This is a genomic window from Rahnella sp. BIGb0603 (genome assembly GCF_024808755.1).
In the GTDB taxonomy this organism is placed as follows: Bacteria; Pseudomonadota; Gammaproteobacteria; order Enterobacterales; family Enterobacteriaceae; genus Rahnella; species Rahnella contaminans.
In genome coordinates this window covers 1-26345 of record NZ_JANUEX010000005.1, presented here as the reverse complement: position 1 = coordinate 26345, position 26345 = coordinate 1, and the positions used below count along the sequence as shown (strand labels likewise).

Annotated in this window: 20 protein-coding genes and 1 pseudogene; 15 read left to right on the top strand and 6 right to left on the bottom strand. The window is 57.3% G+C overall.

From position 1 onward, the window contains the following. Window positions 1-6 precede the first annotated feature (6 nt). The 8 genes from M2403_RS14295 (at window position 7) to M2403_RS14260 (ending at window position 9908) form a co-directional block, all read left to right on the top strand. Window positions 7-627 carry a paraquat-inducible protein A gene (locus M2403_RS14295; RefSeq protein ID WP_310503638.1) on the top strand — a complete coding sequence of 207 codons (621 nt, stop codon included), beginning with the start codon at window positions 7-9 and terminating at the stop codon, window positions 625-627. Further along, the gene (locus M2403_RS14290; RefSeq protein WP_405047827.1) at window positions 591-1244 is read left to right on the top strand and encodes a paraquat-inducible protein A; all 654 of its coding nucleotides are present in this window, start codon (window positions 591-593) and stop codon (window positions 1242-1244) included. The genes M2403_RS14295 and M2403_RS14290 overlap by 37 nt, the downstream gene beginning before the upstream one ends. Next, window positions 1237-2835 carry an intermembrane transport protein PqiB gene (locus tag M2403_RS14285; protein ID WP_259229668.1) on the top strand — a complete coding sequence of 533 codons (1599 nt, stop codon included), beginning with the start codon at window positions 1237-1239 and terminating at the stop codon, window positions 2833-2835. The genes M2403_RS14290 and M2403_RS14285 overlap by 8 nt, the downstream gene beginning before the upstream one ends. Beyond that, window positions 2832-3413, top strand: coding sequence for a membrane integrity-associated transporter subunit PqiC (locus M2403_RS14280; RefSeq protein ID WP_259229666.1), 582 nt, complete (start codon window positions 2832-2834; stop codon window positions 3411-3413). Before M2403_RS14285 ends, M2403_RS14280 begins: the two co-directional genes overlap by 4 nt. A 264-nt stretch (window positions 3414-3677) precedes the next feature. Continuing rightward, complete coding sequence (locus M2403_RS14275; RefSeq protein WP_259229664.1) at window positions 3678-4169, top strand: PadR family transcriptional regulator; 492 nt, start codon at window positions 3678-3680, stop codon at window positions 4167-4169. A 113-nt stretch (window positions 4170-4282) separates the two neighbouring features. Then, a complete protein-coding gene (locus M2403_RS14270) occupies window positions 4283-5425 on the top strand; it encodes an efflux RND transporter periplasmic adaptor subunit (protein ID WP_152326627.1) in 1143 nt (380 codons plus the stop codon). Then, window positions 5425-8535 (top strand): efflux RND transporter permease subunit, encoded by a 3111-nt coding sequence (locus M2403_RS14265; RefSeq protein WP_208951271.1) that lies wholly within the window; start codon window positions 5425-5427, stop codon window positions 8533-8535. Before M2403_RS14270 ends, M2403_RS14265 begins: the two co-directional genes overlap by 1 nt. A gap of 5 nt (window positions 8536-8540) precedes the next feature. Next, window positions 8541-9908, top strand: coding sequence for an efflux transporter outer membrane subunit (locus M2403_RS14260; RefSeq protein ID WP_259230162.1), 1368 nt, complete (start codon window positions 8541-8543; stop codon window positions 9906-9908). A gap of 288 nt (window positions 9909-10196) precedes the next feature. On the opposite strand, the gene bamA is transcribed toward M2403_RS14260, so the two are convergent. After that, on the bottom strand, window positions 10197-12617 hold the full coding sequence (bamA, locus tag M2403_RS14255) for an outer membrane protein assembly factor BamA (protein ID WP_165060063.1): 2421 nt from the start codon (window positions 12615-12617) through the stop codon (window positions 10197-10199). Between the two features lie 334 nt (window positions 12618-12951). Between bamA and M2403_RS14250 the strand changes: the two genes are divergently transcribed. The 7 genes and pseudogenes from M2403_RS14250 to M2403_RS14220 all read left to right on the top strand — a co-directional run. Continuing rightward, a complete protein-coding gene (locus tag M2403_RS14250; protein WP_259229657.1) occupies window positions 12952-13773 on the top strand; it encodes an ATP-binding cassette domain-containing protein in 822 nt (273 codons plus the stop codon). Beyond that, window positions 13770-14591 carry an ABC transporter ATP-binding protein gene (locus M2403_RS14245; RefSeq protein ID WP_259229655.1) on the top strand — a complete coding sequence of 274 codons (822 nt, stop codon included), beginning with the start codon at window positions 13770-13772 and terminating at the stop codon, window positions 14589-14591. Before M2403_RS14250 ends, M2403_RS14245 begins: the two co-directional genes overlap by 4 nt. 4 nt (window positions 14592-14595) lie before the next feature. After that, the gene (locus tag M2403_RS14240) at window positions 14596-15834 is read left to right on the top strand and encodes an MFS transporter (protein ID WP_259229653.1); all 1239 of its coding nucleotides are present in this window, start codon (window positions 14596-14598) and stop codon (window positions 15832-15834) included. Between the two features lie 13 nt (window positions 15835-15847). Next, window positions 15848-17356: an ABC transporter substrate-binding protein gene (locus tag M2403_RS14235; protein ID WP_259229651.1), complete on the top strand. Its 1509-nt coding sequence runs from the start codon at window positions 15848-15850 to the stop codon at window positions 17354-17356. After that, the gene (locus M2403_RS14230; RefSeq protein WP_259229650.1) at window positions 17356-19140 is read left to right on the top strand and encodes an ABC transporter permease subunit; all 1785 of its coding nucleotides are present in this window, start codon (window positions 17356-17358) and stop codon (window positions 19138-19140) included. Before M2403_RS14235 ends, M2403_RS14230 begins: the two co-directional genes overlap by 1 nt. 64 nt (window positions 19141-19204) lie before the next feature. Further along, window positions 19205-20146 carry a DMT family transporter gene (locus M2403_RS14225; protein ID WP_259229649.1) on the top strand — a complete coding sequence of 314 codons (942 nt, stop codon included), beginning with the start codon at window positions 19205-19207 and terminating at the stop codon, window positions 20144-20146. A 110-nt stretch (window positions 20147-20256) separates the two neighbouring features. Then, window positions 20257-20502 (top strand): annotated as a pseudogene (locus M2403_RS14220) (glycoside hydrolase family 10 protein); the annotation flags it as partial. Here the strand turns inward: M2403_RS14220 and M2403_RS14215 are convergent. The 5 genes from M2403_RS14215 to M2403_RS14195 form a co-directional block, all read right to left on the bottom strand. After that, on the bottom strand, window positions 20453-21337 hold the full coding sequence (locus M2403_RS14215) for a GNAT family N-acetyltransferase (protein WP_259229647.1): 885 nt from the start codon (window positions 21335-21337) through the stop codon (window positions 20453-20455). The pseudogene M2403_RS14220 and the gene M2403_RS14215 overlap by 50 nt on opposite strands. Before the next feature lie 132 nt (window positions 21338-21469). Further along, window positions 21470-21943, bottom strand: a complete 474-nt coding sequence (locus tag M2403_RS14210; RefSeq protein WP_217153025.1) for a helix-turn-helix transcriptional regulator — start codon at window positions 21941-21943, stop codon at window positions 21470-21472. Between the two features lie 139 nt (window positions 21944-22082). Then, entirely contained in the window at window positions 22083-22946 is an 864-nt protein-coding gene (locus tag M2403_RS14205) for a hypothetical protein (protein ID WP_152326637.1), read from the bottom strand. 12 nt (window positions 22947-22958) lie between these two features. Next, window positions 22959-23762 carry an OmpA family protein gene (locus M2403_RS14200; RefSeq protein WP_259229643.1) on the bottom strand — a complete coding sequence of 268 codons (804 nt, stop codon included), beginning with the start codon at window positions 23760-23762 and terminating at the stop codon, window positions 22959-22961. A gap of 87 nt (window positions 23763-23849) precedes the next feature. Further along, on the bottom strand, window positions 23850-26345 hold a 2496-nt coding region (locus tag M2403_RS14195; protein WP_259229642.1), incomplete at its 5' end, for a YadA family autotransporter adhesin.

Below are 26345 nucleotides of genomic sequence, written 5' to 3'. Positions count from 1 at the left end.
GGGCTCATGATGAAAATCTATCCGCAGCAAATCATCTGCAAACACTGCGACAGCCTGTATACCCGAAAATCCGTGCGGCCCGGCGAGGCCGCATACTGCCCGCGCTGCCGGGCGGTGTTGTATCGGGGAAGCTGGCTGAGTCTGGAACAATGGTTCGCGCTCACCCTCACGGCGGCGCTGTTTTTTATCATCGCCAATGTTTTTCCGGTGCTGGAAATCGGCTTCCACGGCCAGTCGCAGGCGGCCACGCTATGGCAAACCGCGATGGCGCTGGCACACAGCTATGCGTCGCCGCTGGCGATCCCGGTGGCGTTGCTGATGATTGTCTGCCCGTGTTTGCAAATTTTGCTGCTCGGCTGGGTGTTATTTCACGCGTGCAGGAAAAAAGCCGCGCCCGGTTTTGCCTCCGCCATGCGTTTGCTCGCCGGGCTGGCACCGTGGAGCATGGCGGAAGTCGCGCTGCTGAGTATCCTGATTGCTGCTATCAAACTCTCCGGTCTGGTTGAAATCACCACCGGCCCCGGTACCTGGGCATTGCTCGGTTTATGTCTGCTGTTACCCGTGATCAATCATCAGGATTTCCAGCCGTTATGGACACTCAAAACCCTTCGCGGCTACCGCCCGTGATGCCCATGCAGGCGTTACCGCAGGGGCTCGTCCGCTGCCACGTTTGCGGGCTGGTCTGCGAGCATATTTCCGGCGTTCATCGTTTGCCGTGCCCGCGCTGTCATGCGGCGCTGCACCCGCGCCAGCCCGACAGCCGCAGCCAGTCATGGGCGTTTTTGCTGACCGCCCTGCTGTTGTATTTACCCGCCAATTTACTGCCGGTGATGTACAGCTCATTGGCCGGTTACGGCGGTGAAAATACCATTCCGGGCGGAATTGCAGAATTCTGGGCGTCCGGTTCATACGGCGTCGCCACCGTCATTTTTATCGCCAGCGTGGTCGTGCCCTGCGCCAAATTCCTGATCCTCGGCGGGCTGTTGCTTGCCGCCGGAAAAGGCCAGGCCAGGAGCCGCGTTCGCCGCGCACGGATGTACCGCCTGACGGAATATATCGGTTACTGGTCGATGCTCGACGTCATGGTCGTGGCACTGGTCGCCGCACTGGTGCAGTTCCCCGGTTTCAGCAGTGCGGAACCGCGCATCGGCATTGTCTTTTTTGGTGCCGTGGTGATTTTTACCCTGCTTGCCGCCATGAAGTTCGACCCGCGTTTGATTTGGGAAAATAACAAGAATGAGTGAACACGTTTCTCCGGCACCTGAAATCACGCCGCGCCGCTGGCGTCCGTCGCTGGTCTGGCTGGTACCTGCCGCCGCTGCGGTAATCGGGCTGTTTTTGTTTTTTCAGATGTGGGCCTCCGCCGGGCCGGAGATTTCGATCACGTTCCAGACCGCAAGCGGATTACAGGCCGGAAAAACCGAGGTGAAATACAAAGACGTCACCGTCGGATTGGTGAAATCCATCACGCTGAGCCCGGACAGCCAGCGCGTACTCGTGACAGTGTCACTGATGAAGAGTGCCGAAAGCCTGGCGAAAGCCGATACCCGCTTCTGGGTGGTGCGTCCGCGCGTCGGTATGGGCGGCGTTTCGGGCATCGACACGCTGCTTTCCGGCGCGTATATCAGCCTGGATACCGGCACATCCGGCAGAACCGGTTCAGTTTTTCAGGGGCTGGAATCGCCACCGGCGGTCATCAACGGTATGCCCGGCAGGCAGTTTGAAGTGGTATCGGGCGATCTCGGTTCGCTGGATATCGGTTCCGCCGTCTATTACCGCCGCGTGCCCGTGGGCCGGGTGTCGTCCTACGCGCTGCGCCCTGACGGCAAAGGCGTCAGCCTTAACGTCTTTATCGACGCACCCTATGACCGTTTCGTCACCTCTGCCACGCGGTTCTGGAATGCCAGCGGGCTGGATTTATCGCTCGATTCCGAAGGGTTACAGCTGAAAACGCAGACCATGGCGTCGGTTATTGCCGGCGGCATTGCCTTTGCTAATCCACCAGACGCCGCTCCCGCCGCCACACCTTCCCCCGATCACAGCGTTTTTACGCTGGCCGACGATCAGGCGTCCGCTATGGCACCGCAGGACGGCACGCCGCAAATCCTTCAGCTGCGTTTCCAGCAATCGTTACGCGGAATGAAAACCGGCGCGCCGGTGGAATTCTCCAGCGTAAAACTCGGTAAAGTGACCGCCATCGATCTGGATTACGAGCCAGCCGGTTCACGGTTTATTTCGGTGGTGACGATTGAGGTATACCCGAACCGGCTCGGTCAGGTGCTGGAGAAACTGCCAAAGCCAGAAAAAGATGCCCGGAAACAGGCCGCCGTTTTCCTGCGGGATATGGTCAGACATGGCCTTCGCGCACAGGCGCGCACCGGGAATTTACTGACCGGCCAGTTGTATATTTCGCTCGATTTTATTCCGAACGCCGCGCCAGTTTCTTACGATATCAATGCGCGGCCGCTGCGCATTCCGACGCTGAATGGCGGATTTGATCACCTTCAGGAACAGCTCGCCACGCTCATCGGCAAGGTATCGAAAATGCCCATTGAGTCGATTGGCAATAATCTCAACGCCACGCTGGGCAATCTCAACCAGACGCTGATTCAGGTGAACAGCCAGGTTCTGCCGCAAACCACGCAGACGCTCAGCACGATGAATCAGACCCTGACCCGCGCCCAGTTATTGCTGGCGGAGGATTCGCCGCTGCTGCAAACGCTGGCTGAATTCCAGCGCACGCTGTATTCGCTGCGCACCCTGACCGGCCTGTTAACGCGCCAGCCGCAGGCGCTGCTGACCGGCAGACAGAATGACAAAAAGGAACAGCCATGAAACTTGCCCGAACGGCTTACGCGACGCTTACTCTGCTGGTTTTAACCGGCTGTGCGTCTTCCGCTCCGCACTATTACACGCTGACCACTGCCGCCGGTCCCGCCCCCGCGGCTGCCAGCGCTGCGCCTTTTGTCATCCACGTGAAACCGGTGAACGTGGCGGAGCGGCTCAATCAGCCGCAGCTGATGGTCCATCAGCGCAACGGCGAACTGCTGATGTCGGATAATGCACTCTGGGCCGCGCCGCTGCCCGAGGAAATTCGGGCGGCGCTGACCGCCCGGCTTGAGCGTTCGCTGAAGACGACGGACATCCGCAGTCTGATGCCACCGGCGGGCAAACCGGTGATCGGTATCCGCGTGTCGGTGGAACAGTTTGATGTCTGGCAAGGTGAGAAAGCGACGATAGCCGCCACCTGGCAGCTGGATCCCGGACAAGACAGCGGGCAACTCATCTGCCAGACACAACATCAGCGCGCCATAAATGGCGGCACGCAGGAGCAGGTGATGATCCGGCAGAAGCTGGTGCAGGACGTGGCGGATGACATCGCTTTCTCCGTGCTTCAGCGCCGCTGCGGCTGACTTTTTCGCAATGCTTACAGTGCAAAACCGGCCTGAGTCACATTATTTTTCAACATTCTCTAAATCAATAAGTTAGCAATATTGAATAACGTTAAGTTTTGTCAATACGAGGAGAACTGCCGTGACAATCTGACTTGAAAAATCAGTTAAAACATAAACTTAACGCAATCCATACACTACCTTTTGCCCCAAGAACTATCTTGACCCTAAAACTGCACAAGATATATCTTGAGACCCTCCGGTTCATGGCAGAAGGCACAACCGATGACAAACTCAGGGCCCGCCGCCCGCCGCAAAAGCAAGCTGTTCACGCGTCAGGAACTGACGTTATTTGTGCTGCATCTTATTCAGATCAATCCGGCACATGGTTATGAAATCATTAAAACCATCGAAGGCTATTCGATGGGCGCGTACATCCCCAGCCCCGGCGTGATTTACCCCATTTTAACGCTGATTGTCGAAGAGGGTTTCGCCACCGCCACCGACATTGAAGGCGGTAAAAAGCAGTTCACCATGACGCCTGACGGTTCGGCGTTTCTGGCGCTCAAACGTAAAGAAATTCGCGTTATTGAAGAAAAAATGAAAACGCTGGTGATTAAAAACAATCCCCCGCCTGCGCCTGAACTGATTTATGCCATAGAGAATTTAAAAATCACGGTACGGGCTAAATCGTATAACGGAGAAGTCACACCGGAGAAATACGCTCAAATAATTGAATACGTCAATGAGGCGACACGAAAGATCAACAAACTTTAAACTTTCCTGACCTTATTTAAATAAACCCGACGTTATCCCCGCTGCTTTATTCCAATAAGCCGCGAGGGATCCCTTTTGCCTTTTTTATTTCTTTATTATTTACGGACACCAAAATGCCATCCAGATTTTTGCCATTATTCATTATCCTGGGGCTGAGCGGCTGTGATAATTCGCAGACCGTTCAGCAATCTGCTTCTCCCGTCGACGTCGGCGTTGTCACGCTGAAAGCACAATCTTTTAATCTGGTCAGCGAATTAACCGGGCGCACCACTGCCACGTTAACCGCCGATGTGCGTCCGCAGGTCGGCGGTATTATTCAGAAACGCTTATTCACCGAAGGCGACATGGTCAAAGCCGGTCAGGCGTTATACCAGATTGATCCGTCGTCCTATAAAGCCACCTACGATCAGGCCGCCGCTGCGCTGAAAAGTGCCAAAGCGCTGGTGATTTCCGATTGCCAGAAAGCCAAACGCTACGCCGTGCTGGTGAAGGAACAGGGCGTGTCGCAGCAGGACGCCGAAGACGCGCAGTCAGCCTGTGCGGAAGATCGCGCCAGCGTTGATGAAAAAGCGGCGGCGCTGGAAACGGCAAAAATTAATCTCGACTGGACGCGCGTGACATCGCCGATTGCGGGCCGGATTGGCATTTCATCCGTCACGCCGGGCGCGCTGGTCTCTGCCGCGCAGGACACCGCGCTGGCCACCGTCCGTAATCTCGACTCCATGTATGTGGATCTCACCCGTTCCAGCGCGGATCTACTCAGCCTGCGCAAACGCGCGCTGGCGACCAACAGTGACACCTTAAACGTGACGCTGACGCTGGAAGACGGTTCGGTGTATCCCGAAAAAGGCCGTCTGGAGCTGACCGAAGTGGCTGTCGATGAAGCCACCGGCTCCGTGACGCTGCGCGCCGTGTTCCCCAACCCGAAACACGTTTTGCTGCCGGGGATGTTTATCCGCGCTGACGTCGATGAAGGCGTGGTCGAAAACGCCATTCTCGCACCGCAACAGGGCATCACCCGCGATGCAAAAGGCGATGCCACCGCACGGGTCGTCACCGCAGAAAACAAAGTCGAGCAACGTGATGTCGTGACCGGCGACGCCAGCGGCACAAACTGGCTGATCCTTAAAGGCTTACAGGCAGGCGATCGCGTGCTGGTGGAAGGCAGCGACAAAGTTTCAACCGGCGACACCGTCAAACCGGTGGAAGTAAATAACGACGCCACCGCAGCCCAAAGCACAGAAGGAGCCGCCTGATGTTTTCCCGCTTCTTCGTACGTCGCCCGGTTTTTGCCTGGGTGATTTCCATTTTGATCATGATGGCCGGGGTCATGGCGATCCGCACGCTGCCGGTCGCGCAGTACCCGGACGTCGCGCCGCCTTCCGTTAAAATTCAGGCGACGTATTCCGGCGCATCCGCAGAAACGCTGGAAAACAGCGTCACGCAGGTCATCGAACAGCAGCTGACCGGCCTGGATAATCTGCTCTATTTCAGCTCCAGCAGCAGTTCTGACGGCTCCGTGGATATCACGGTGACGTTCAAACAGGGCACCAACGCGGATACCGCGCAGGTTCAGGTGCAGAACAAAGTGCAGCAGGCCGAATCGCGCCTGCCGACGGAAGTGCAGACCGCAGGCGTGACCGTCACAAAATCGCAGTCCAACTTCCTGCTGATCATGGCGGTGTATGACAAAACCGACAAAGCCACCAGCTCGGACATCGCCGACTGGCTGGTGAGTAACATGCAGGATCCGCTGGCGCGCGTCAGCGGCGTTGGCAGTTTGCAGGTGTTCGGGGCGGAATACGCCATGCGCATCTGGATGGACCCGACCAAACTGGCGGCTTACGACCTGATGCCCTCAGACGTTCAGACTGCGATTGAAGCGCAAAACGTACAGATTTCTGCCGGTAAAATCGGCGGTTTGCCGTCTTCAAGTACTCAGCAACTGACTGCCACCGTGCGTGCGCAGTCGCGCCTGCAAACGCCGGAACAGTTCCGCAATATCATCGTGAAAGGCAATACCGGCGGCGCGATTGTCCGCATCAGCGACGTCGCGCGCGTTGAAATGGGCAGTGAAGATTACACCGCAACCTCTCAGCTGAACGGCCATCCTGCCGCAGGCATGGCAGTCATGTTGTCGCCGGGTGCCAATGCGCTCGACACCGCCACGCTGGTGAAAAATACCCTCAGCGAATACCAGCGCAGCATGCCGAAGGGCTATGACATCGCGTATCCGAAAGACAGCACCGAATTCATTAAAGTGTCGGTGCAGGACGTGATTAAAACGCTGGTCGAAGCCATCCTGCTGGTGATCGTGGTGATGTATTTGTTTATGCAGAATCTGCGCGCCACGCTCATTCCTGCGCTGGCGGTGCCGGTGGTGTTGCTCGGGACGTTCGGCGTTCTGGCGTTATTCGGCTATTCGATCAACACCCTGACGCTGTTTGCGATGGTGCTCGCGATCGGTTTGCTGGTGGATGACGCCATTGTGGTGGTGGAAAACGTCGAGCGGATCATGCGCGACGAAGGGCTTTCTGCCCGCGATGCCACCGAGAAATCGATGGGTGAAATCTCCGGCGCGCTGGTGGCGATTGCTTTGGTCCTCTCCGCCGTTTTCCTGCCGATGGCCTTTTTCGGCGGCTCAACCGGCGTGATTTACCGCCAGTTCTCGGTCACGATTATCTCCGCGATGGCGCTTTCTGTTGTGGTCGCGCTGACCCTGACACCCGCGCTGTGCGGCGCTTTCCTGCGCCATAAACCGCAATCGACCACCGGTTTCTTTGGCGGCTTCAACCGCCTGTATTCCCGCACTGAGCATCGCTATGAGAATGGCGTCACGCACGTTCAGCGTCGCCCGGTCGCGATGGTGTTGATTTACGGTGCGATGGCGGCGCTGATGGGCTTGCTGATGTGGCAACTGCCGACCAGCTTCCTGCCGTCCGAAGATCAGGGCGAGATTATGGTGCAGTACACCCTGCCGGCGGGCGCTACGGCGAACCGCACCGAAGCGGTGAACTCCCGCGTCACCCAGTGGTTTATGGATAAAGAAAAAGACAACACTAACGTCATTTTCACCATCACCGGCTTTAACTTCAGCGGCAGCGGCCAGAACGCCGGGATGGCCTTCGTCTCCCTTAAAAACTGGGACGACCGCCCCGGCACGGCCAACACCGCGCAGTCTATCGCCGGACGCGCCATGAAAGATCTCGCGGTGATCCGCGATGCAAAAGTCATTGCCATGACACCGCCGTCGGTGGACGGTCTGGGGCAAAGCAACGGTTTCACCTTCGAGCTGATGTCAGCTGGCGGCACCAGCCGCGCAGAACTGATGAAACTGCGGACAGAACTGCTGGCAATGGCGGCGAAGAGCCCCGAGCTGCAATCGGTCCGCGCCAATGATTTACCGCAGATGCCACAGCTTCAGGTGGATATCGACAACAACAAAGCCGTGGCGCTGGGATTAACGCTGAGTGACGTCACTGATACGCTGAGCAGCGCGTGGGGCGGAACCTATGTCAATGATTTCATTGACCGTGGCCGCGTAAAAGAAGTGTACATTCAGGGCGACAGCCAGTTCCGTTCCAAACCGGCTGATCTGAACAAATGGTTTGTTCGCAGCAGCGACGGCACCAGCATGACGCCGTTCTCCGCGTTCGCCACCACGCACTGGACGTATGGCCCGGAGAGTCTGGCGCGCTACAACGGTTCAACCTCCTATGAGATTCAGGGTGAAAACACCGGCGGCTACAGCTCCGGCGCGGCCATGGCAAAAATGGAAGCGCTGGCAGATAAACTCCCGGCCGGTTCCACCTGGGCCTGGAGCGGATTGTCATTGCAGGAAAAGCTGGCCAGCGGGCAGGCGCTGAGCCTCTACGGCATCTCGATTCTGGTGGTGTTTCTTTGCCTCGCCGCGCTGTACGAAAGCTGGTCTGTCCCCTTCTCCGTCATTCTGGTGATCCCGCTCGGTCTGCTTGGGGCGTCCCTTGCCGCCGAACTTCGCGGCCTGAATAACGACGTCTATTTCCAGGTCGCGTTGCTGACCACCATCGGGCTCTCGTCGAAAAACGCCATCCTGATCGTTGAATTCGCCGAGGCGGCGCTCAAACAGGGCAGCACGTTAACGGCGGCGGCGCTCTCTGCGGCGCGAACCCGCCTGCGCCCTATTCTGATGACGTCACTGGCCTTTATCGCCGGGGTCATGCCGCTGGCGGTTGCCACCGGTGCGGGGGCTAACAGCCGTATCGCCATTGGTACCGGCATTATCGGCGGCACCGTGACCGCCACATTACTGGCTATTTTCTTTGTTCCGCTGTTCTTCGTTCTGGTGAAAAAAGTCTTCACCGGCCACAAAGACGCGCAGGAGTAAGCATGATGTTTCGTCTGAGTATTATTTCGTTGTCGTTCCTGCTGGCCGGTTGTCTTTCATTGGATCCGCACTACCAGCGCCCTGCCGCGCCGGTGCCTGCCGTCTGGCCTGCGCAGGGAACGCAGCCTGCCGCCACAACCGTGCTCACCGGCTGGCAACACATCATGACCGATTCGCGCCTCAATGCGGTGGTCGCAAAGGCGCTGACCAGTAACCGCGATATGCAGGAAGCGATTGCTGATATCGAAGCGGCAAAAGCGCTTTACGGGGAGCAGCGCGCGAGCCTGTTCCCGACGGTGGATGCGGAACTGACGCAAACCCGCAGCCGCACGCAGGATGCGGGGGTTTCCGGCACCGCCACCGCCGACGGCGCGGTGAGCAGTTTTGAGATTGATTTATTTGGCCGCAACCGCAGCCTGAGCACGGCGGCGAAAGAAACCTGGCTGGCCAGTGAGTCCACCGCGCAGAACACCCGTCTGACGCTGATTGCCGAAACCAGCACCGCGTGGGTCACACTGGCGGCGGATAACAGCAACCTGAAACTGGCGCAGGACACGCAAAAAAGCGCGGCGGATTCACTGCGTATCACCCGGTTGCGCCAGAAAGAAGGCGTGGCTTCCGGGCCGGATGTCAGCGAATCCATGGCGGTGTACCAGTCCGCCCGCGCCAGCGTCGCCAGCTATCAGACGCTGGTTGCACAGGACATCAACGCCCTGAACCTGCTGGTGGGGGAAACTGTGCCGCAAAACCTGCTGCCGGGCACGCTGGAAGACCTGTCGCCGGAGGCCATCGCGCTGGTGCCCGCCGGTGTTTCATCCTCCGTATTACTGCGACGCCCGGACGTGCAGGAAGCCGAACATAACCTCAAAAGCGCCAACGCGGATATCGGCGCCGCGCGGGCAAACTTCTTCCCGACGCTGTCCCTCACCGCCAGCGCAGGCGTCGGCAGCAGTTCGCTGTCGAACCTGTTCAGCCACGGCGCTAACGTCTGGTCATTCGCCCCAGGCCTGACGCTGCCGCTGTTCACCGGCGGCAGCAATACCGCGCAACTGCGGTACGCCGAAGCCGAGAAAAAAGGCCTGATCGCTGCGTATGAAAAATCCATTCAGAGCGCGTTCAAGGACGTTGCTAACGCCCTTGCCCGTCGCGCAACGCTCAGCGAACAACTGGATGCACAGCAGCAATACGTCGCCGCGTCGCAACGCAGTTATGACCTCGCGCGCCGCAGTTATGAAACCGGTGCAGGCGATTACCTGACCGTACTGACCGACCAGCGCTCGCTGTGGTCTGCACAGGCAGATCTGATTGCCTTACAGCAGACCGATTTTGAAAACCGTATCACGCTGTGGCAGTCGCTCGGTGGTGGGGTGTAATAACGCGAAGAGTTTAAAGAGAGATAAAATGAATACCGCAGGGATGCGGTATTTTTTTTGATTGAATCACAGAGTAGAAATAAAAAATCCCGATATTTTAAATAAAAAAAGAGGCCGTACAGGGACGGCCTCAAAGAAGGAAGAACTCCAACAATATTATAATGGCATGATGTTTTACCATAAATGGTTGCTCAATAAACATCATGCACACATTATAATTGAATCAGTATCAGTTTCTATCCTCATTGCGTCTGTATAAAGTAATAACTTTGTAAGTCGCTAATATTATCACCAGGTTTTACCAATATTAAACTGGAACTGTTCTGCGCTGTCACCCTCATATTTAACCAGTGGTTGCGCATACGAGAATACCAGCGGCCCTAAAGGCGATTGCCATTGCAATGAAATACCGCTGGAAACACGAATATGTGTCGGATCGCTGTAATCCGGAATACCTGCGGCTTCCGTCGCTGCCGTATTTTGCCATTTCGTATCCCACACCGTACCGGAATCCACAAAGAACGATGTGCGCACGGAACTGGCGTATTTCTCACTGATAAACGGCGTCGGCACGTACAGTTCTGCGCTGGCGATCGCCATCGCATTTCCGCCCACGGCGTCGCTGGATTTTTCCACCGGGCAGGTTGAATACGACGTATCCGTGGTCGCACATTTGTAATACGCCGCTTTCGGGCCGATGGTGTTGGACGAGAACCCGCGCACCGAACTGGAGCCACCCGCGTAGAAGTTATCGTAGAACGGCACGTCGTTACCGCCCAGTCCGGCGGCATAACCGGCTTTCGCGCGGCCCATCAGCACCCAGTCGGATTTGTCGCTCAGCGGAATGTAGTGGTTGGCATCAAACGTAATTTTGTAATAACTGTCGTCCGAGCCCGGTGTTGTGACCTTTGCGCTTAAGCTGGCGCGCGTGCCCGATGACGGGAAGAAGCCACGGTTGAGATCGTTATACGCCCAGCCGACGCTGGCGAAGAAGTCGTTGGTGCGCAGTTCCGCCGTGCTGTTGCCGGAGGTCACCACGCCCGGCTGCACGCCGCTGGCGTTCAGATAGCGCCACACTGCCACCTGCGGTTCCATGTCGCTGAGCGTGCTGTGCACATAATCCAGCCCAAGATTCAGCGTATTGTCTTCACTGACCGGCAGGCCAAGATTAACGCCGGTGCCGTAGCTTTGCAGGTTGTACGCCGCCAGATCGTTATCTTCGGCGTCGTAGTGGTTGTAAAAGACTTTGCCGCCCAGACTGACGCCGTCAACCGTGTAATACGGGTTGGTCGCCGAGATTTCGACATACGTCTGGTATGAGTTTCGCGTGCCGCTAAAACTGACCGTGTTACCGCTGCCGAGCCAGTTATCCTGCGTCACGCCGAGCTGATAGCTGATGCCGCTGTCCGTGCCGTAACCCACGCCGACGTTGAATGTGCCGGTGTTACGCTCTTTGACTTTGTACACCACGTCAACCTGATCGGTAGAGCCCGGCACCGGCTGCGTATCGACATCTACTGTCTCGAAATAGCCGGTCCGGTTCAGGCGGTCTTTGCCTTTTTGCACCAGATCGTTACCCAGCCACGCGCCTTCCATCTGGCGCATTTCGCGTCGCAGCACTTCGTCTTTCGACGTGTCGTTCCCTTCAAAACGGATCCGGCGCACCGAATAACGATTTCCGGTATCCACGTTAATATGCAGTCTGACGGTTTTACCGGCGTCATTAATCTCGCTCTGCGTGGTGACGTGCGGATAAGCGTATCCGTAGCGTCCCAGCATATTTTTAATATCTCCTTCGATTTTGGTGACTTTCGCGCCGTTATATAATTCACCCGCAGGAATAGCGGTCAGCGCTTCAACCTCAGCCGAATGTCCGGCCATCGAACCGGTCAGCGTGACGCCGGAAACTTTATATTGCGCACCTTCGGTAATATTGACCGTAATATAAATGCCTTTCTTATCCGGCGTTAGGCTGACCTGCGTGGAATCCACATTAAAACGCGCGTAACCCCGGTCGAGATAAAAACTGCGCAGGGTTTCGAGATCGCCGGACAGCTTTTGTTTTTCATATTTCTTATCGCCGATCACGTTCCACCACGGAACTTCATCACGCAGCTGGAAGTGCGCGATCAGGTCGTCATTGGTGAAGGCTTTGTTGCCCACGATATTGATTTGCTGAATTCTTGCCGATACCCCTTCGGTGAAGACCAGCTTCACATCCACGCGGTTACGCGGCAGCGGCGTCACCACCGCTTTCACACTGGCGCTGTATTTGCCGACGCTGTAATAGAAATCTTCCAGGCCGTGTTCAATCGAGGAAATGGTGGTGCGATCCAGTGCATCGCCGACGCGAACTCCGGAAGCCTCGAGGTTTTGTTTCAGCATATCGTCTTTGATGGCTTTGTTACCGGAGAAAGTAATGCTGGCGATCGTCGGCCTTTCTTTTACCTGAACAATCAGCGTGTTGCCCTCTTCCAGTACTTTCACATCGTCAAAATTTCCGGTCGCAAACAGCGAACGGATCGTCTGGCTGATATCGTCATCCGATACCGTGTCTCCCACCCTCACGGGGATACTCAGCAACGCAGCACCGACGGTCACGCGCTGCAAACCTTCGACGTGTATGTCTTTTACGACAAAACCGTCAGCCGCAAAAGCCGCCGTGCTGCTCAACAGCAGCGACGCTAAGAGTAATTTTTTCATTGTCATGTGATCCGTGCACGCCGTTTTTCAACTCACCGAATTTCCTGAAAACAAAAAAGTTTTGCTTTCAGAAGAAATAACCTCGCTAACAGACTGTGGGAAATATCCGAGGTTCATCGGGGACGTTTTGATTTTCGGAAAACATGGGATTCTGTTACGTATTACTTACGTTATTTTCGCGAGGCGTACAGGAGGAGTTTTAATATTGATAATAAAAATCCCCTGTCCCTGCGCAGGCAACAGATCTAAAAAAACTCACAAAACCTTTTGCATCAAATTGACACATTTTGTTATGTTATCACATATCAAAAACACCACCGCGATGCACAGGTTGAAGGGAATGACTGCTGACAGGGCAAAAAATGTCGAACCGGTTCTTGAGGTTAAGGGGCTGACGCTGGAAATTGCCGGAGAACAGCGTGTCACGGATTTATGCTTTTCGGTAAGAGCGGGCGAGCGGGTTTGCCTGCTCGGCGCTTCCGGCTCGGGAAAATCGCTGACCGCGAAAACCATCACCGGCACGCCGCCTGCGGGCGCAAAGCTCAGCGGCAGCATTCGCGTAAACGGCATTGAAGTCTGTGGTAAACATCCAGTGACGCGTGGCGCGCAAAGCCGCGTGGCGACGGTATTTCAGGATCCCTCCACCGCGCTCAATCCCCTGATGACGCTCGGCAAACAGCTGAATCTCGCCCTGCCAGCGGCCAGCGCTGATGATCTCGCCAAAATGCTTGAACGGGTCGGGCTGGGTGAAATCCCAAACTTTACCGCACGGTATCCGGCAGAGCTTTCCGGCGGCCAGCGGCAGCGCTTGTGTATCGCGCTGGCGATGCAGTCGTCTTCCTCGTTGCTGGTGGCCGATGAACCCACCACCGCGCTTGACGTGCTCACACAGCAACAAGTTTTGCAGGTGATGCGTGATGCCTGTGAAAATGCGCCACAACCGCGCGCGCTGTTGTTTATCACGCATGACATCGCCGTTGCCGCGCAACTTTGCGGACGGGCGCTGGTGATGGAAAACGGAAGTCTGGTGGAATCCGCCCCGATGCCGCAACTGCTGAATAATCCGCAACACGCCTACACCAGACGGCTGGTCGCAGCAGCAAAACATAGCGCGGCGCTGCACCGGAATGCCTCCACGTTAAGCGCGGTGACCATCGGATGAATCCTTCACTGCAACTCGTCACCGAACCGTTTTTGCATCTTCACAACGTCAGCCGGAAACTGGCCGTTCCGGGCTTTTTCTGGCAGAAAAAACAAGAATCAGCACCGCTATTTTCACACTTATCCTTACGTATTGGCCGCCACGAGCGCGTCGGGCTGGTGGGCGCTTCCGGCTGCGGCAAATCCTCGCTCCTGAGAATTTTGCTGGCGATGGACGCGCCGCACAGCGGCGATGTGTTTTGCGACGGAAAACCTGTCCGTCCCGGCTCTGCCCGTTCGCTGCGGGAATACCGTCAGCGGGTGCAATACATTCCGCAGGATCCGGCCAGTTCACTGCCACCCAGTCAGAATGTCGGTCAGATTATCGCTGAGCCGCTGAAACGTCTGGGTTTTCAGGGAGAGATAAAAACCCGCGTGACACAGGTAATGGCGCAGGCCGGCCTGCCGGAAATGCTGATACATCGCGCGGCGGGTGCGCTGTCCGGCGGTCAGGCACAGCGCGTGGCGATTGCCCGCGCACTGGCGATCCGCCCGGAATTTCTGATTGCCGATGAACCGGTCAGCGGGCTGGATTTACCGCTGCGTGAGCAAATCAAACAGCTTTTACAACAGGTCACGCAGCAAAACGGCATGGGACTGCTGATGGTGACGCACGATATTTCGATGGTGGCCGGGCTGTGCGAACGTCTGCTGACCATGCACGATGGCGAAATTATCGAAGACAGCCCGACGCAGGACGCGCTGCTTGCTCCGCGCCACCCGCATACCCGCCAGCTGCTGGCGGCTGTTCCTCATTTACCTTTGATCGTTAACGGATAACCCGATGTTCACCCGCTCTCAAACCTGCTCGTCTGCGCCCTGGCCTCCGCTGCTGCTGGGCAGCAATCTGGTCTTTAACATCGGTTTTTACGCCGTGGTGCCGTTTCTCGCCCTGTTTCTGCGCGATGACATGCTGCTTTCCGGCTGGGCGATCGGGCTGGTGCTCGGCCTGCGCACCTTCTCGCAGCAGGGGATGTTTTTGCTCGGCGGCGCGTTATCCGACCGCTTCGGTGCCCGGGTGGTTATCCTCTGCGGCTGCGTGGTGCGCATCGCCGGATACCTTTTGCTCGGGCTTTCCGACACGCTGACGCCGGTGATACTCGGTGCCTGCCTGACCGGCATCGGCGGCGCGCTGTTTTCGCCATCGATTGAAGCCCTGCTGGCGCAGGCAGGAACGCACAGCGAGAAAGCCGGTAAACGCAGCCGCGCCGAATGGTTTGCGCTGTCAGCCGTTTGTGCGGAACTCGGCGCAGTGCTCGGGCCGCTGCTCGGTTCACTGCTTTCCGGCTACGGTTTTCAGCCGGTGGCGCTGGCCGGTTCCGGCTTATTTATGGTTGCGCTGGTGGTGCTGTTTTTCACCCTGCCCGCAGCGCCGAAACGCACCGCCGGGCTGAAAATTGTGCCCTGGTGGGAGACCTTCCGTCAGCCGCGTTTTGTGGCATTTATCGTGGCTTACAGCGCGTATCTGTTCAGCTACAACCAGCTGTATCTGGCGCTGCCGGTGGAACTGCGTCGCTCCGGCGGCGGCGAGCAAGATCTCGGGCCGCTGTTTGTGCTGGCATCGGTTCTGGTGATCGTACTGCAAATGCCGCTGGCGCGGTTTTCCCGCCGCATGGGCGCGCAGATCATTTTGCCTGCCGGTTTTCTTCTGCTTTCTTCCGCCTTCGCCGCCGTGGCGATGTTTGCCTGGACGGTGCCGCCGGAAGGCTGGCTGCGCCTGCTGCCATCGGTCTTGCTGATCACGTTGCTGACCATCGGGCAGATGCTGATTGTGCCGGTGGGCATGGATTTAATTCCGCGTTTTGCCGGGCAGCACAATCTTGGCGCGCATTACGGGGCGCTCTCTTCGATGGGCGGCATCGCGGTACTGGCGGGAAATTTCCTGCTCGGCGGATTGCTCGATGACGCACTGGTGCCGTCGCCCGGCGCGGTGATCCCCTGGCTGGCGCTGACCGCCGTTCCGTTTTTAAGCGCGCTGGCAATGTGGAAAATCTGCCGCCAGCTGCCTCCTCCTGCAATCTGACAAGGAACTTCTGATGTCTGCGTTACGCATTAGCCCGCTGGCCGGGCTGCTTTCTGCTGCACTTTTACTGACCGGTTGCTTTAATGAAGCCGATAAAAACACCGAAAACAGCACCGATCCCCGTCTGCGGCTGGCGATGTTGCAACCGCCGCGTTCCGGCCTGACGCCGCTCAGCGACGATGCGTTTAAGCTCTCGCGCTGGAGCACGGCGGAAACGCTGGTGGTGCTCGATAAGCTCGGCGAAGCCCAACCGGCGCTGGCGACAAAATGGCAGCAAACCGGCGAAAATCGCTGGCGTCTCGAGCTGCGCCATGATGTGAAATTCCACGACGGCACGGCGCTGGATGCGGCGGCGGTCGTAAATTCCCTGACCGTTGCCGCCGGTGCAGCACCGAAGCCACGCATTCTCGACGGCGTTAAGCTCACTGCCGTGGCTGACGGCGAACACGCGGTGATTGTCACCACGGCGCAGCCCGATCCTTTGCTGCCGCAGCGCCTCTCCAGCCCGCAGCTGGCGATTCTGTCGCAAAAAGCCTACAGCGCCAGCGGCGTGATTGACCCGCGCCACACCGGTTCCGGCCCGTTTGAACTGGTTCAGGTGGACGGCACCAGCAGTGCCAGGCTCGAGCGATTTGACGGCTACTGGGGCGAAAAAGCCAAAGCCAGCGGCATCGACGTCAGTTTTGTGCCGGACGGCACGGCGCGTGGTGCGGCATTACGCACCGGGACAGCGGATATCGTCGAAGCCATCCCGGTTTCTCAGGCACCTTTGCTCGACCAACGCTTAATCCATGAAGTGCCGATGCCGCGCACCAACACGCTGTATCTCAACACGCGGCTCGGCGTGATGAAGGATCCGGCGTTGCGGGCGGCGGTGCGCGAGGCGATCAACCGTCAGCAACTGGTGGATAACGTTTATGAAAAACGCGCGGATGTGGCGCAAGGCCTGCTTGGTCCGGCGTTACCGTGGGTGGCGCAGTTACGCCAGCCGGTCGCTCATCCGGCGGCAGCGCGTAAACCGGCCGGGGAAACCATCACGCTGGCGACCTTCAGCGACCGCGCCGAACTGCCGGAAGTGGCGGTGTATCTGGCGCAACAGCTGACCGCCGCCGGGTTTAGCGTCAAGCAAGTGGTGCGCGAATATTCGCAAATTGAAACCGATGCGCTGGCGGGTAAATTCGATGCCTTTATTTTATCCCGCGCGACGGTGCTGGATTCCGGCGATCCGGTGGCGTATCTCTACAGCGATTTCTCCTGCAAAGGGTCGTTCAATATCGCGCAACTTTGCCGCCCGGAAATTGATGAAGCGCTGCAACACGCCTCCGCCATTCCCGCCGGAGAGGCGCGCCGTCAGGCAATCATGCTGGCTGAAAATCAGATCCTCGCCACCGACGCCGCCATTCCGATGCTGCATGAGCGCGTGATCCAGGGCGAAGCGGCGGACGTCCGGGATGCGCTGCGTGACCCGCGCGAACGCACGCTGATCAACGCCGCCACACAGCGTAATTCTCAGGCCGACTGATGAACGAATCGATGTATTGCCGGACCTGCGCGGGCGTCAGCCGGTTGCGCCAGCGCCCGCCGGACACGCTGGTGCCGCTGATTTCACGCCTGCTGACGCTGGCCGCCATTGTGGTGCTGATCGGCCTGCTGCCGTGGCTTTCCGGTACGGATCCGGCGTTGTCATTGCTGCGCGCACGTTCCGGTGAGCAGGAAGCAACGGCCGAAACGCTGAACGCTATCCGGCTGTCGCTCGGGCTAGATCAGGGGCCGTGGCACGCGCTGGCCCACTGGCTCGGCGGTTTGCTGCATGGCGATGCGGGCGTTTCGTGGGTTTCAGGATTGCCGGTGTTGCCGGGCATGCTGCGGGCGACCGGTGTTTCGCTGACGTTAATGGCGTCGTCGGCGCTGGTGGCGCTGGTGCTTGCGTTGCTGTTGTGTGCTGGTACGTTACTGCGCGGATTACGCGGCCATACGCCGCGCCCGGCGGGCTTTTTCGCCGCCCTGCTGACCGCGCTGCCGGAGTTTTTGCTGGCGTCGCTTTTGCTGATCACCGGCGCAGTCTGGCTGCAATTCTTCCCGCCTTACGGCTGGCTCGGCTGGCAGTACGCGGTTTTGCCGTCGCTGGCGCTGGGGCTGCCTGCGGGCGGTTATCTGGGCAGGCTGTATTCCGATGCGCTGGCCGGAACCTTTGGCGAAAGCTGGCTGACCACCTGGAGCGTGCTGGGCATCTCACGTCGCCACACAGCGCTGGCGGTGATCGCCCGTTCGCTGCCGGGCGTTATGCCGCTAACCGGTCTGGTGCTGGTTTCGCTGACCGGCGGCGCCATCGCGGTGGAAAAGGTTTTTGCCATTCCCGGACTCGCGCGCGCCACGCTGGGCGCGGCGGCTGCCGGAGATTTACCGGCCTTGCAGACGGGCGTGCTGATCCTGCTGTTGCTGGCGTCGTTGACAGGAATGCTGGCAGGCGGCGGACGCCGTTTATTACTGGGCCGTGCGCTGCAACTCGGCGCGGTGCCGGTTCCGGCGCAGGCGGCTCAGCCGGAAAAACAGCGGGCGTGGATCCCGCTGCTGTGTCTGGGAATACTGCTGATGATGGTGCTCGCCGGTTTGCCACGTGACCCGCTGACGTCGGAATACCTGCGCTTACAACCGCCGTCGCTGGCGCTGCCTTTCGGGGCCGATGCGATGGGACGCGACCTGCTCGCCCGTGTCGCGCACGGCACGCTCAACACCTGTTTGCAGGCGCTGGCGGTGTCGCTGATTTGTCTCGCCGCCGGTCTGCTGATGGGTGCATTTCCCCGCGCGATGACCGGACCGATTGAAGTCACCAATGCGCTGCCGCCGGTGATTGCCGGATTAGTTGTCGCCGCCGTCAATGGCCCGACCGCCACCGGCGCGGCGATTGCCGTCACCGCCGTAAGCTGGGCACCGCTCGCGGCGCATACCGCTGCGCTGGTCAGTGAAATTCAGGCACGCCCGTACATGAAAATGCTGCCAGTCGTCGGCGTGGGCGCCATCCGCCGCACGGTGTTTTACGTACTGCCCGCGCTGTGTGGCCCGCTGCTGCGCCACGCGATGTTACGCTTACCGGGGATCGCGCTGGCGCTGGCGTCACTCGGATTCCTCGGGCTGGGCGCACCGCCGCCGGTGCCGGAATGGGGGCGTGTACTGGCGGAAGGTATGCCGTATATCGAGCGCGCGTGGTGGAGCGTTTTCGCCCCTGCCGCCGCGCTGGCCGTGCTTTCCGTCATGGCCGTCACGCTCAGCGGTTTGCGGTGGAAAAAGCGTGCCACCGCACACTGAGCGTTATCTGAATCATTCGTTTCGCGCTAAGCTGTCGGCCTGAGTTTTTACCGGATGAATGGAAATGGAAGCGCGTAAACCGCTGGACGGAATGGCTACCAGCGTGATGGTAGGATTGTGTGTGATTTGGGGCGTGCAGCAGGTGGCGATCAAAAGCGCGGCGGCGGATATCACGCCGTTGTTGCAGGTCGCGCTGCGTTCGGGGATCGCCGGGCTGGCGGTGCTGATTCTGATGCTGGTGCGCCAGCGGAAAATCCCGTTCAGCCGTGAAACCCTGCGCCCCGGTTTGCTGGTCGGCCTGCTGTTTTCCATCGAATTTATGTTTGTCGCCGAAGGATTACGCTTCACCACAGCGGCGCACATGGCGGTGTTTCTGTATACCGCACCGATTTTTGCCGCGCTGGGGCTGCATTTTCTGGTGCCGGAAGAACGGCTGAGCGCGCTGCAATGGTCGGGCGTCGGTATCACGTTTATCGGCGTGATTGTGGCATTTTTGTTTGGCGGGCATACCGCCACCGCGCCACAGGCCAGCAATATGCTGCTCGGGGATTTCTTCGGCCTGCTGGCCGGCATGTTCTGGGGCATGACCACACTCGTCGTTCGCCGCAGTAAATTATCGTCTGGCAGCGCAACGATGACGTTGTTCTATCAGCTGGCAGGTGCGTTCGTGCTGCTCGGCGGGCTTGCATGGGTGACCGGACAAACGCATTTCCGCCTCAGCCCGGTTTCCGTCAGCAGCATGGTATTTCAGACCGTGGTCGTGACGTTTGGCAGCTATCTGGCGTGGTTCAGCCTGATGCGTCGTTATCAGGCGTCGCGTCTGGGGATCCTCTCGTTTATGACGCCGGTTTTCGGCATTATTGCGGGGGTGGTATTTTTGCATGAACCGCTGAAAATCAACTTTATCGCCGGTGCGTTACTGATCATGCTGGGAATACTGACGGTGAGTGCCGAAGGAATGTTGGGCCAATGGATAGCAAAAAAGCGTCTGGGGAAATTGCGTTAATGCCTGATTACAAAGAAAATTAATACTGTTCATTAAGCACGCGGCACGAAGGAGCTACTCTGCAACCGGTCCCCGCGGTTACAAAAAAATGGAGTTTACGCGCCCTTTGCCCTTCAAAGAGCGAACCGGACGGGATGATTAACGGGGGTGTGCCTGAGCTGAAAAAACAGCCCGGTATGAATGAATCCAACCCGCAAATTCAGGGCACCATTCTGTTCAGGGAAAATGACCTCAACCAGCCGCAGGCGCTCAGCTTTCTGAAAAGCCGCCGCGCCACGCGGGCTCAGGCAACAGGAACGCGACCGGTCAGGCGGTCGCTTTTTCAAAATCTTCTTTTGTCAGACGCATCGACGTAATCGGCATACCGTAAAAATCTGTGGTCGGGCCTGTAATGACGCCGCCCAGATCCGTGATGATTTTTACCGTAGAATCCCGGGCATCGAGCAGGACTTTATCCGTTTTCGCCAGCATTTCCGCGAGGGATACCCGCGCCAGATGCTTACCGATGCCCATGCCGCGATAACCCGGATTTACCGCAAATCTCCCCCAGTGCCAGTGATTATTTTCATGCCAGCCGGCCACGGTGCCCAGAACATATTCCCCCGAGCGGACTATCCAGCATTGACTTTTCAGGTGCGGAGGCAATGAAATCAGCTCTGCGGGAATATTCTGTTCCTGCGCAAAGGTCTCAGATAACAGTTTCGTCACTTCAGGCTGGTAATTACTGCGCATTATTTCAATTTGTATTCTTTGCGGATGACGCGCGGCATTACGCCGGAAAGCATTCATTCTCAGCGCCCGTAATCCGTTAATGACCGCCTGCGCATCCTGCAATTCCATCTGATTATCAATAAATGAAAATTCATTATCCGCGGCATCATCTGCTGTCGCTAAACTCTGCGCCCCCGCCGCCGTCAGCTGAAAATTTTTCTGCCGTCTGTCTTTGATGCCAGAGACCTGTTCAACGTAATTTTTCCCAACCAGCACGCTCAGCGTCCGGCTCAGCGACGCCTTATCCATGCTCAGTTGCAGGCACAACTCAGCAAAAGACGTCACGCCATTCTTTGACAGATAGGTCAGCAGATGCGCCTGCGTGAGGGATAGACCCGAGCGAAAACAGTTTTTATCCAGCAGCCCGAGCTCCCTGACCAGATAGCGGAGCTCGGTGCGAATGGTATGAATGGCCGACATCATTAACCCTGATAGTTGATAGTATCAATGATAATGAGTGAACCGGCGTCTTTTTGTCAAACTCAGATCAGGATTTTCTTTCCCATTGATCAAAAACACTCCGCTCAGTTCCTGCGGCAGAAAACGCCTTATTTACTCAGGGAGCAAATCCATGAGACTTCTCACGCCCAGTTTAGAAAGACCATTTTTCCGGTGAGAATAAATGGTCTTTATCGATATTTTCATCACACTTTTAATCGATCTCACCGATATCCCTTTCAGCGTATACAGCAATATCACCCGCTCGCGCTCAGTGATTTTGTCGAACATGCTGTGACGATGTTTTATTTCATCAAGGTTTATCATCGTTAAAATATCGACGGCGGTTGCATTGCTTTTTATCACGGCTGACGGCAGATAGTGATATAAAGCCCGGTTGGTTTTATTTTCTGTTACCAATAATTTCGCCAGGAAATTTTTCAGATACAGTAAAACCATCAGATTAAGGGACAGGCATTCAGAGGCAATAATAAAAACATCCTCACTTCCCGGAACCTTACCCTTTAAAAATGAGAAAATATTGTCCGAGTGAAGGTGTATATATTCATCCCCGATGCGCTGGCGCATAATGCTTTTCAGTCCGGTGAAGAAAAAAACATCATCCGTAATAATATAAATACACATGGTTCCCTCTTAATCATCCCTGGGAAATAGTTATCCGACAATGCCGGACCGTAAATGAATGCGGTTAACTTTTCATTCAGAATTAGCGGCGCTTTTTCACTTTAACTGCCTGCGCCGGATCACTCATCACGCGCACATCAACAAAATACTCTTTGCCCAGGATCTTGCCGTTGCCCAGCCATTCCACGCCGCGATAGGTTAATACCGGGCCCTGCGGGGTCTGGCTCAGTTCGTGACCCACGCTGTCGGTAACGTCATAACTTTTGGCGTCAATGCTGACTGGCGTAAAAACCTGCTGGCCGGACAGGTAGATATCCCTGACCGACTGTAAATATTGCGGGGCATAACTTGCGACAATACGCACCACGCTATTTTGCTGGTCTGCCCAGCTCAGATTATTCCCTTTGCTGAGGTTACCGGCGATCACCGCATACATTTGCGCGGTGGCCTGCGAAATAGCCATCCTCAGACGCATCTCCTGTGCAAATTTCTCAGGATTCAGTGTGATCTTTTCTTTATTTTTATCTTGCCCGTCTTTTACCACATCAAATAAGACGCTGTTATTCACCGGGGTGAAAAGTGAAGTGGCAATAAATGCCGCGCAGGCGGTGCTTTGCATGGCGACATTTTTATTCACTAACAATGAAAGCGCACTGCCTGATGCGGGTATATTTTCCACTTCAACGTTATTTTGCTTCAGGACGTCATTGACCTGTTGCTGGTTTTTGGTGCCGCGCGCCAGATCACACACCAGTTGCATGACCGCATCGTTGCGCTGCCCTTTTACCGTCGGCGTGGCAGCGATTAAAGCATCCGTGATAAGGCTGTAAGCCGGGACACTGATGGATTTCACATTCAGGTCTGCCGGTGCCGAAATAGCCTGACAACTGATCAGACCGATAAGACCGCCCAGGGCGGTCCTGATGAAAGTGGAAGATATACGCATGGCAATGGGCTCTTAGCGGGCGTTAACGACGTCAACCACCATCCGGCGGTTTGGCGCCAGACAATCGATAACCGTCGGGGATTTGCTGCCGTCACACCGGACGCGCGGTTCACTGTCGCCTAAACCGCGGGTGACGATATGGCTTGCAGGAATGCCTCCGGCCACCAGCAACTGTTTGACCGAGTCTGCACGGGCCTGAGACAGGCGCAGGTTGTCTGCCGGTTTACCGATACGGTCGGTATAAGCGGAGACCACCACGTTGCGGTCGCCAGGAACGGCGGCTTTCAGCCCTTGCGCCATCTTCTGCACCTGAGAAACGCCTGCCGGGCTCAGCGAAGCACTGCCAAATGCGAACAGGCTTTCTGCGGTGAATTCCTGATGCGCGACCGAAGCCGGTAACGCAGGTACTGCTTTTTTCGCATTCAGCAGGGACAGACAGTTTTCCGGCAGGAAGTAGAAGCTCTGCGCTTTCATATGGCTGTCGAATAACACTTTGTACTGACAGGTCAGCACGCTGTTATCGGCTTTGGTGAAGTGGAATATGTAGTTCCACTCTTTCACACGGAATGTGCCTTCATAAAAGTGCGGCGTACCGATCAGCTCATACAGCTGTGCTTTGGTATCCCCTTTGCGAACCTGCTTCAGGTTATCGATATTGACGAAACTGCCTTCGGTTCTCACGGCAGATGCCATGTCCGGGAAGACCGGTTTGTCCGTCATGCCCTGTGAGTCGACGTTGCTGACCGAATGTGTGCAACCGGCAAGTAGCAACACACCGCCCATTACCGCTGCCAGACCCGCTTGTTTTTTGTTCATTTACATCATCCTGTTACTGCAAAATGGGTGGAATTCCCCCGGCTTCATGCCGGGGGCATAACGCTGTAGATCAATAATGTGCCGGGATTACCACTGGTAACCCACGCCGACGGCGGCACCCGCATCACCCTGACTGTTGGTGGTCCCGGACAGTTTGGCTACCCACTTACCGTTATCGGAGATAGCAGACACGCCCAGCGCAACCGCTGACTGGTTCTGGTAAGTGCCCCCGCCCATGCTGACCATGCTGGCGCCCGGCGCATAAGGTTGTGGCAGACTCGCCATCGCCATCGCACCCGCAATACCGGCACTCAGCTTGTCTTTGTTGCCATCAACCAGATTTTTAAGGTCACCGAATTTGTTATCGGTGTACTGATTGGCATCAGCAACGCCTGATTTCAGCTGGTTAACGTTCACGGCGTCGGTTCCGCTGGTGCCTGCTGCAACGTTCGTCACCTGACGTTCATTACCCGCAGAGCCCACCGACACGCTGTTCGCCCGGTCAGCCACTGAGTTCGCACCCAGGGCCACAGCGTTAGTCGCGGAAGCGACGGAGTTAGCACCCAGCGCCACGCTGTTATCACCCGATGCCACGGCACCCGCGCCACCGGCGGTTGAATCTTTACCGGTTGGTTTTGGCTTAGGCAGATTGCTGGTGTTGTTGACCTGGAACATACCGTCGGTGCCGTTGGAGATGTTCGTCACCTGAGTTGACACCACTTCCAGCTGTGCATAGTTCACCGCATCGCTGTCCTGAGTACCGGCCGCCACATTAGTGATCGTGGTTGGCCCGCCGCCCAGCGTGATCTTGTTGTAGTTGGTGGTCCCGTCTGTATTGACGTCATATTTGACTGATCGCTGGTCAATATTGGTGATATCGCTGTTGATGTTGTTCACCGCATCCGCGACGGCGTACAGCTGGGAACCGTTCACCGCATCGGTGCTGGTGGCCGTGACCTGACCCGCCGCGACGTTGGTGATCGTACGTTCTGCACCGGCACCGCCGACGCTGACCGTACCCACAGGAGCAGAACCCGCGAAGGCGTAATTCTTGCCCTGAAGGGTGATCCCGCTGGTGCCGACGGCAGCCTGCGTTTTCGCCCCATCGCCCAGCGCCACGCTGCTTGCCGTGGAGGCGTCTGCGCCGTTACCGATAGCGATAGCATTCATCGCGCTGGCGGTGGCACTCTGACCAATTGCCACGGCGTCAGCGCCCGTTGCGGCAGAATCCGCGCCGGAAGAGTTTGCGTGGAAGTATTTGGTCCCGTTGCTGTAAACGTTATTGATGTTGTTGGTGGTTTCCGTCAGCTGAGAGAAGTTAACCGCATCACTCGGTGCAGAACCGTCTGCCACGTTGGTGATTTTCGTGCCGCCGGTATGCGTTGTGCTGTTGTAGGTATCCCCGCCCATCGTGACGCTGTTGTAATTCACCGTGCCGTCAACGTGGGTGTCATATTTCACCGCATGGTTATCCAGATCGGTGAAGCTGATATCCAGACTGTCGATAGCCTGATTGGTGGCAAACAGTTGTGAACCGTTCACGCCGTCGGTGCTGTCTGCACTCAGACGACCCGCCGCCACGTTAGTCAGCGTACGTTCAGCGCCTTTGCTGCCGATGCTGACCGTACCCACCGGTGCGGCACCTGCGAAGGCATAATCGTTACCGCGAATAGTGGTGCCCGCCGTGCCGACAGCGGCCAGCGTGGTCGCGCCGTCGCCCAGCGCAACGCTGCGTGCCACATCCGCCACCGCACCCATACCGATCGCCACTGCATCAATGCCCGTCGCGGAAGAATCCGTACCGGTTGAGTTGGCGTGGAAGTACTTCGTGCCGGTGGCATAGATGTTGTTAACCTGGTCACCCAGATTGGTCACGTTGTTGTTGGTGGTGGTCAGCTGCGAGAAGTTCACCGCGTCGCTTGGGTCAGACCCGTCTGCCACGTTGGTGATTTTCGTGCCGCCGGTGTGCGTACTGTTGTCGTAGGTATCGCCGCCCAGCGTGATGCTGTTGTAGTTCACCGTGCCGTCGACATATTTGTCGTATTTCACCGTGCCTGCATCCAGATTGGTCACACTGCTGGTCACGGTATTGAGCGCCGTATTGGTGGCGAACAACTGTGAACCGTTCACGCCGTCGGTGCTGTCTGCGCTCAGGCGTCCGGCTGCCAGATTGGTCAGCGTACGTTCCGAACCTGCATCACCAATACTGACCGTACCCACCGGCGCCGTGCCGGCAAACGCGTAATCAACACCAAGCAGTTTGGTGCCTGCCGTGCCGACAGCGGCGAGTGTGGTCGCGCCGTCACCCAGCGCAACGCTGCGTGCCACATCCGCCACCGCACCCATACCGATCGCCACTGCATCAATGCCCGTCGCGGAAGAATCCGTGCCGGTTGAATTGGCGTGGAAGTACTTCGTGCCGGTGGCATAGATGTTGTTGATGTTGTTATTCGTCGTCGTCAGCTGCGAGAAGTTCACCGCGTCGCTTGGATTTGACCCGTCCGCCACGTTGGTGATTTTCGTCCCGCCGGTGTGCGTGGTGCTGTTGTACGTCGTGCCACCCAGCGTCATGCTGTTGTAGTT

What these genes read in the sequence shown, in the direction of transcription:
- bamA (WP_165060063.1), bottom strand. Translation starts at nt 12,617, where the DNA reads ATGACAATGAAAAAATTACTCTTAGCGTCGCTGCTGTTGAGCAGCACG.
- M2403_RS14280 (WP_259229666.1), top strand. Translation starts at nt 2,832, where the DNA reads ATGAAACTTGCCCGAACGGCTTACGCGACGCTTACTCTGCTGGTTTTA.
- M2403_RS14260 (WP_259230162.1), top strand. Translation starts at nt 8,541, where the DNA reads ATGTTTCGTCTGAGTATTATTTCGTTGTCGTTCCTGCTGGCCGGTTGT.
- M2403_RS14210 (WP_217153025.1), bottom strand. Translation starts at nt 21,943, where the DNA reads ATGCGCCAGCGCATCGGGGATGAATATATACACCTTCACTCGGACAAT.
- M2403_RS14275 (WP_259229664.1), top strand. Translation starts at nt 3,678, where the DNA reads ATGACAAACTCAGGGCCCGCCGCCCGCCGCAAAAGCAAGCTGTTCACG.
- M2403_RS14200 (WP_259229643.1), bottom strand. Translation starts at nt 23,762, where the DNA reads ATGAACAAAAAACAAGCGGGTCTGGCAGCGGTAATGGGCGGTGTGTTG.
- M2403_RS14230 (WP_259229650.1), top strand. Translation starts at nt 17,356, where the DNA reads ATGAACGAATCGATGTATTGCCGGACCTGCGCGGGCGTCAGCCGGTTG.
- M2403_RS14295 (WP_310503638.1), top strand. Translation starts at nt 7, where the DNA reads ATGATGAAAATCTATCCGCAGCAAATCATCTGCAAACACTGCGACAGC.
- M2403_RS14270 (WP_152326627.1), top strand. Translation starts at nt 4,283, where the DNA reads ATGCCATCCAGATTTTTGCCATTATTCATTATCCTGGGGCTGAGCGGC.
- M2403_RS14225 (WP_259229649.1), top strand. Translation starts at nt 19,205, where the DNA reads ATGGAAGCGCGTAAACCGCTGGACGGAATGGCTACCAGCGTGATGGTA.
- M2403_RS14285 (WP_259229668.1), top strand. Translation starts at nt 1,237, where the DNA reads ATGAGTGAACACGTTTCTCCGGCACCTGAAATCACGCCGCGCCGCTGG.
- M2403_RS14245 (WP_259229655.1), top strand. Translation starts at nt 13,770, where the DNA reads ATGAATCCTTCACTGCAACTCGTCACCGAACCGTTTTTGCATCTTCAC.
- M2403_RS14250 (WP_259229657.1), top strand. Translation starts at nt 12,952, where the DNA reads ATGACTGCTGACAGGGCAAAAAATGTCGAACCGGTTCTTGAGGTTAAG.
- M2403_RS14205 (WP_152326637.1), bottom strand. Translation starts at nt 22,946, where the DNA reads ATGCGTATATCTTCCACTTTCATCAGGACCGCCCTGGGCGGTCTTATC.
- M2403_RS14290 (WP_405047827.1), top strand. Translation starts at nt 591, where the DNA reads ATGGACACTCAAAACCCTTCGCGGCTACCGCCCGTGATGCCCATGCAG.
- M2403_RS14240 (WP_259229653.1), top strand. Translation starts at nt 14,596, where the DNA reads ATGTTCACCCGCTCTCAAACCTGCTCGTCTGCGCCCTGGCCTCCGCTG.
- M2403_RS14235 (WP_259229651.1), top strand. Translation starts at nt 15,848, where the DNA reads ATGTCTGCGTTACGCATTAGCCCGCTGGCCGGGCTGCTTTCTGCTGCA.
- M2403_RS14265 (WP_208951271.1), top strand. Translation starts at nt 5,425, where the DNA reads ATGTTTTCCCGCTTCTTCGTACGTCGCCCGGTTTTTGCCTGGGTGATT.
- M2403_RS14215 (WP_259229647.1), bottom strand. Translation starts at nt 21,337, where the DNA reads ATGTCGGCCATTCATACCATTCGCACCGAGCTCCGCTATCTGGTCAGG.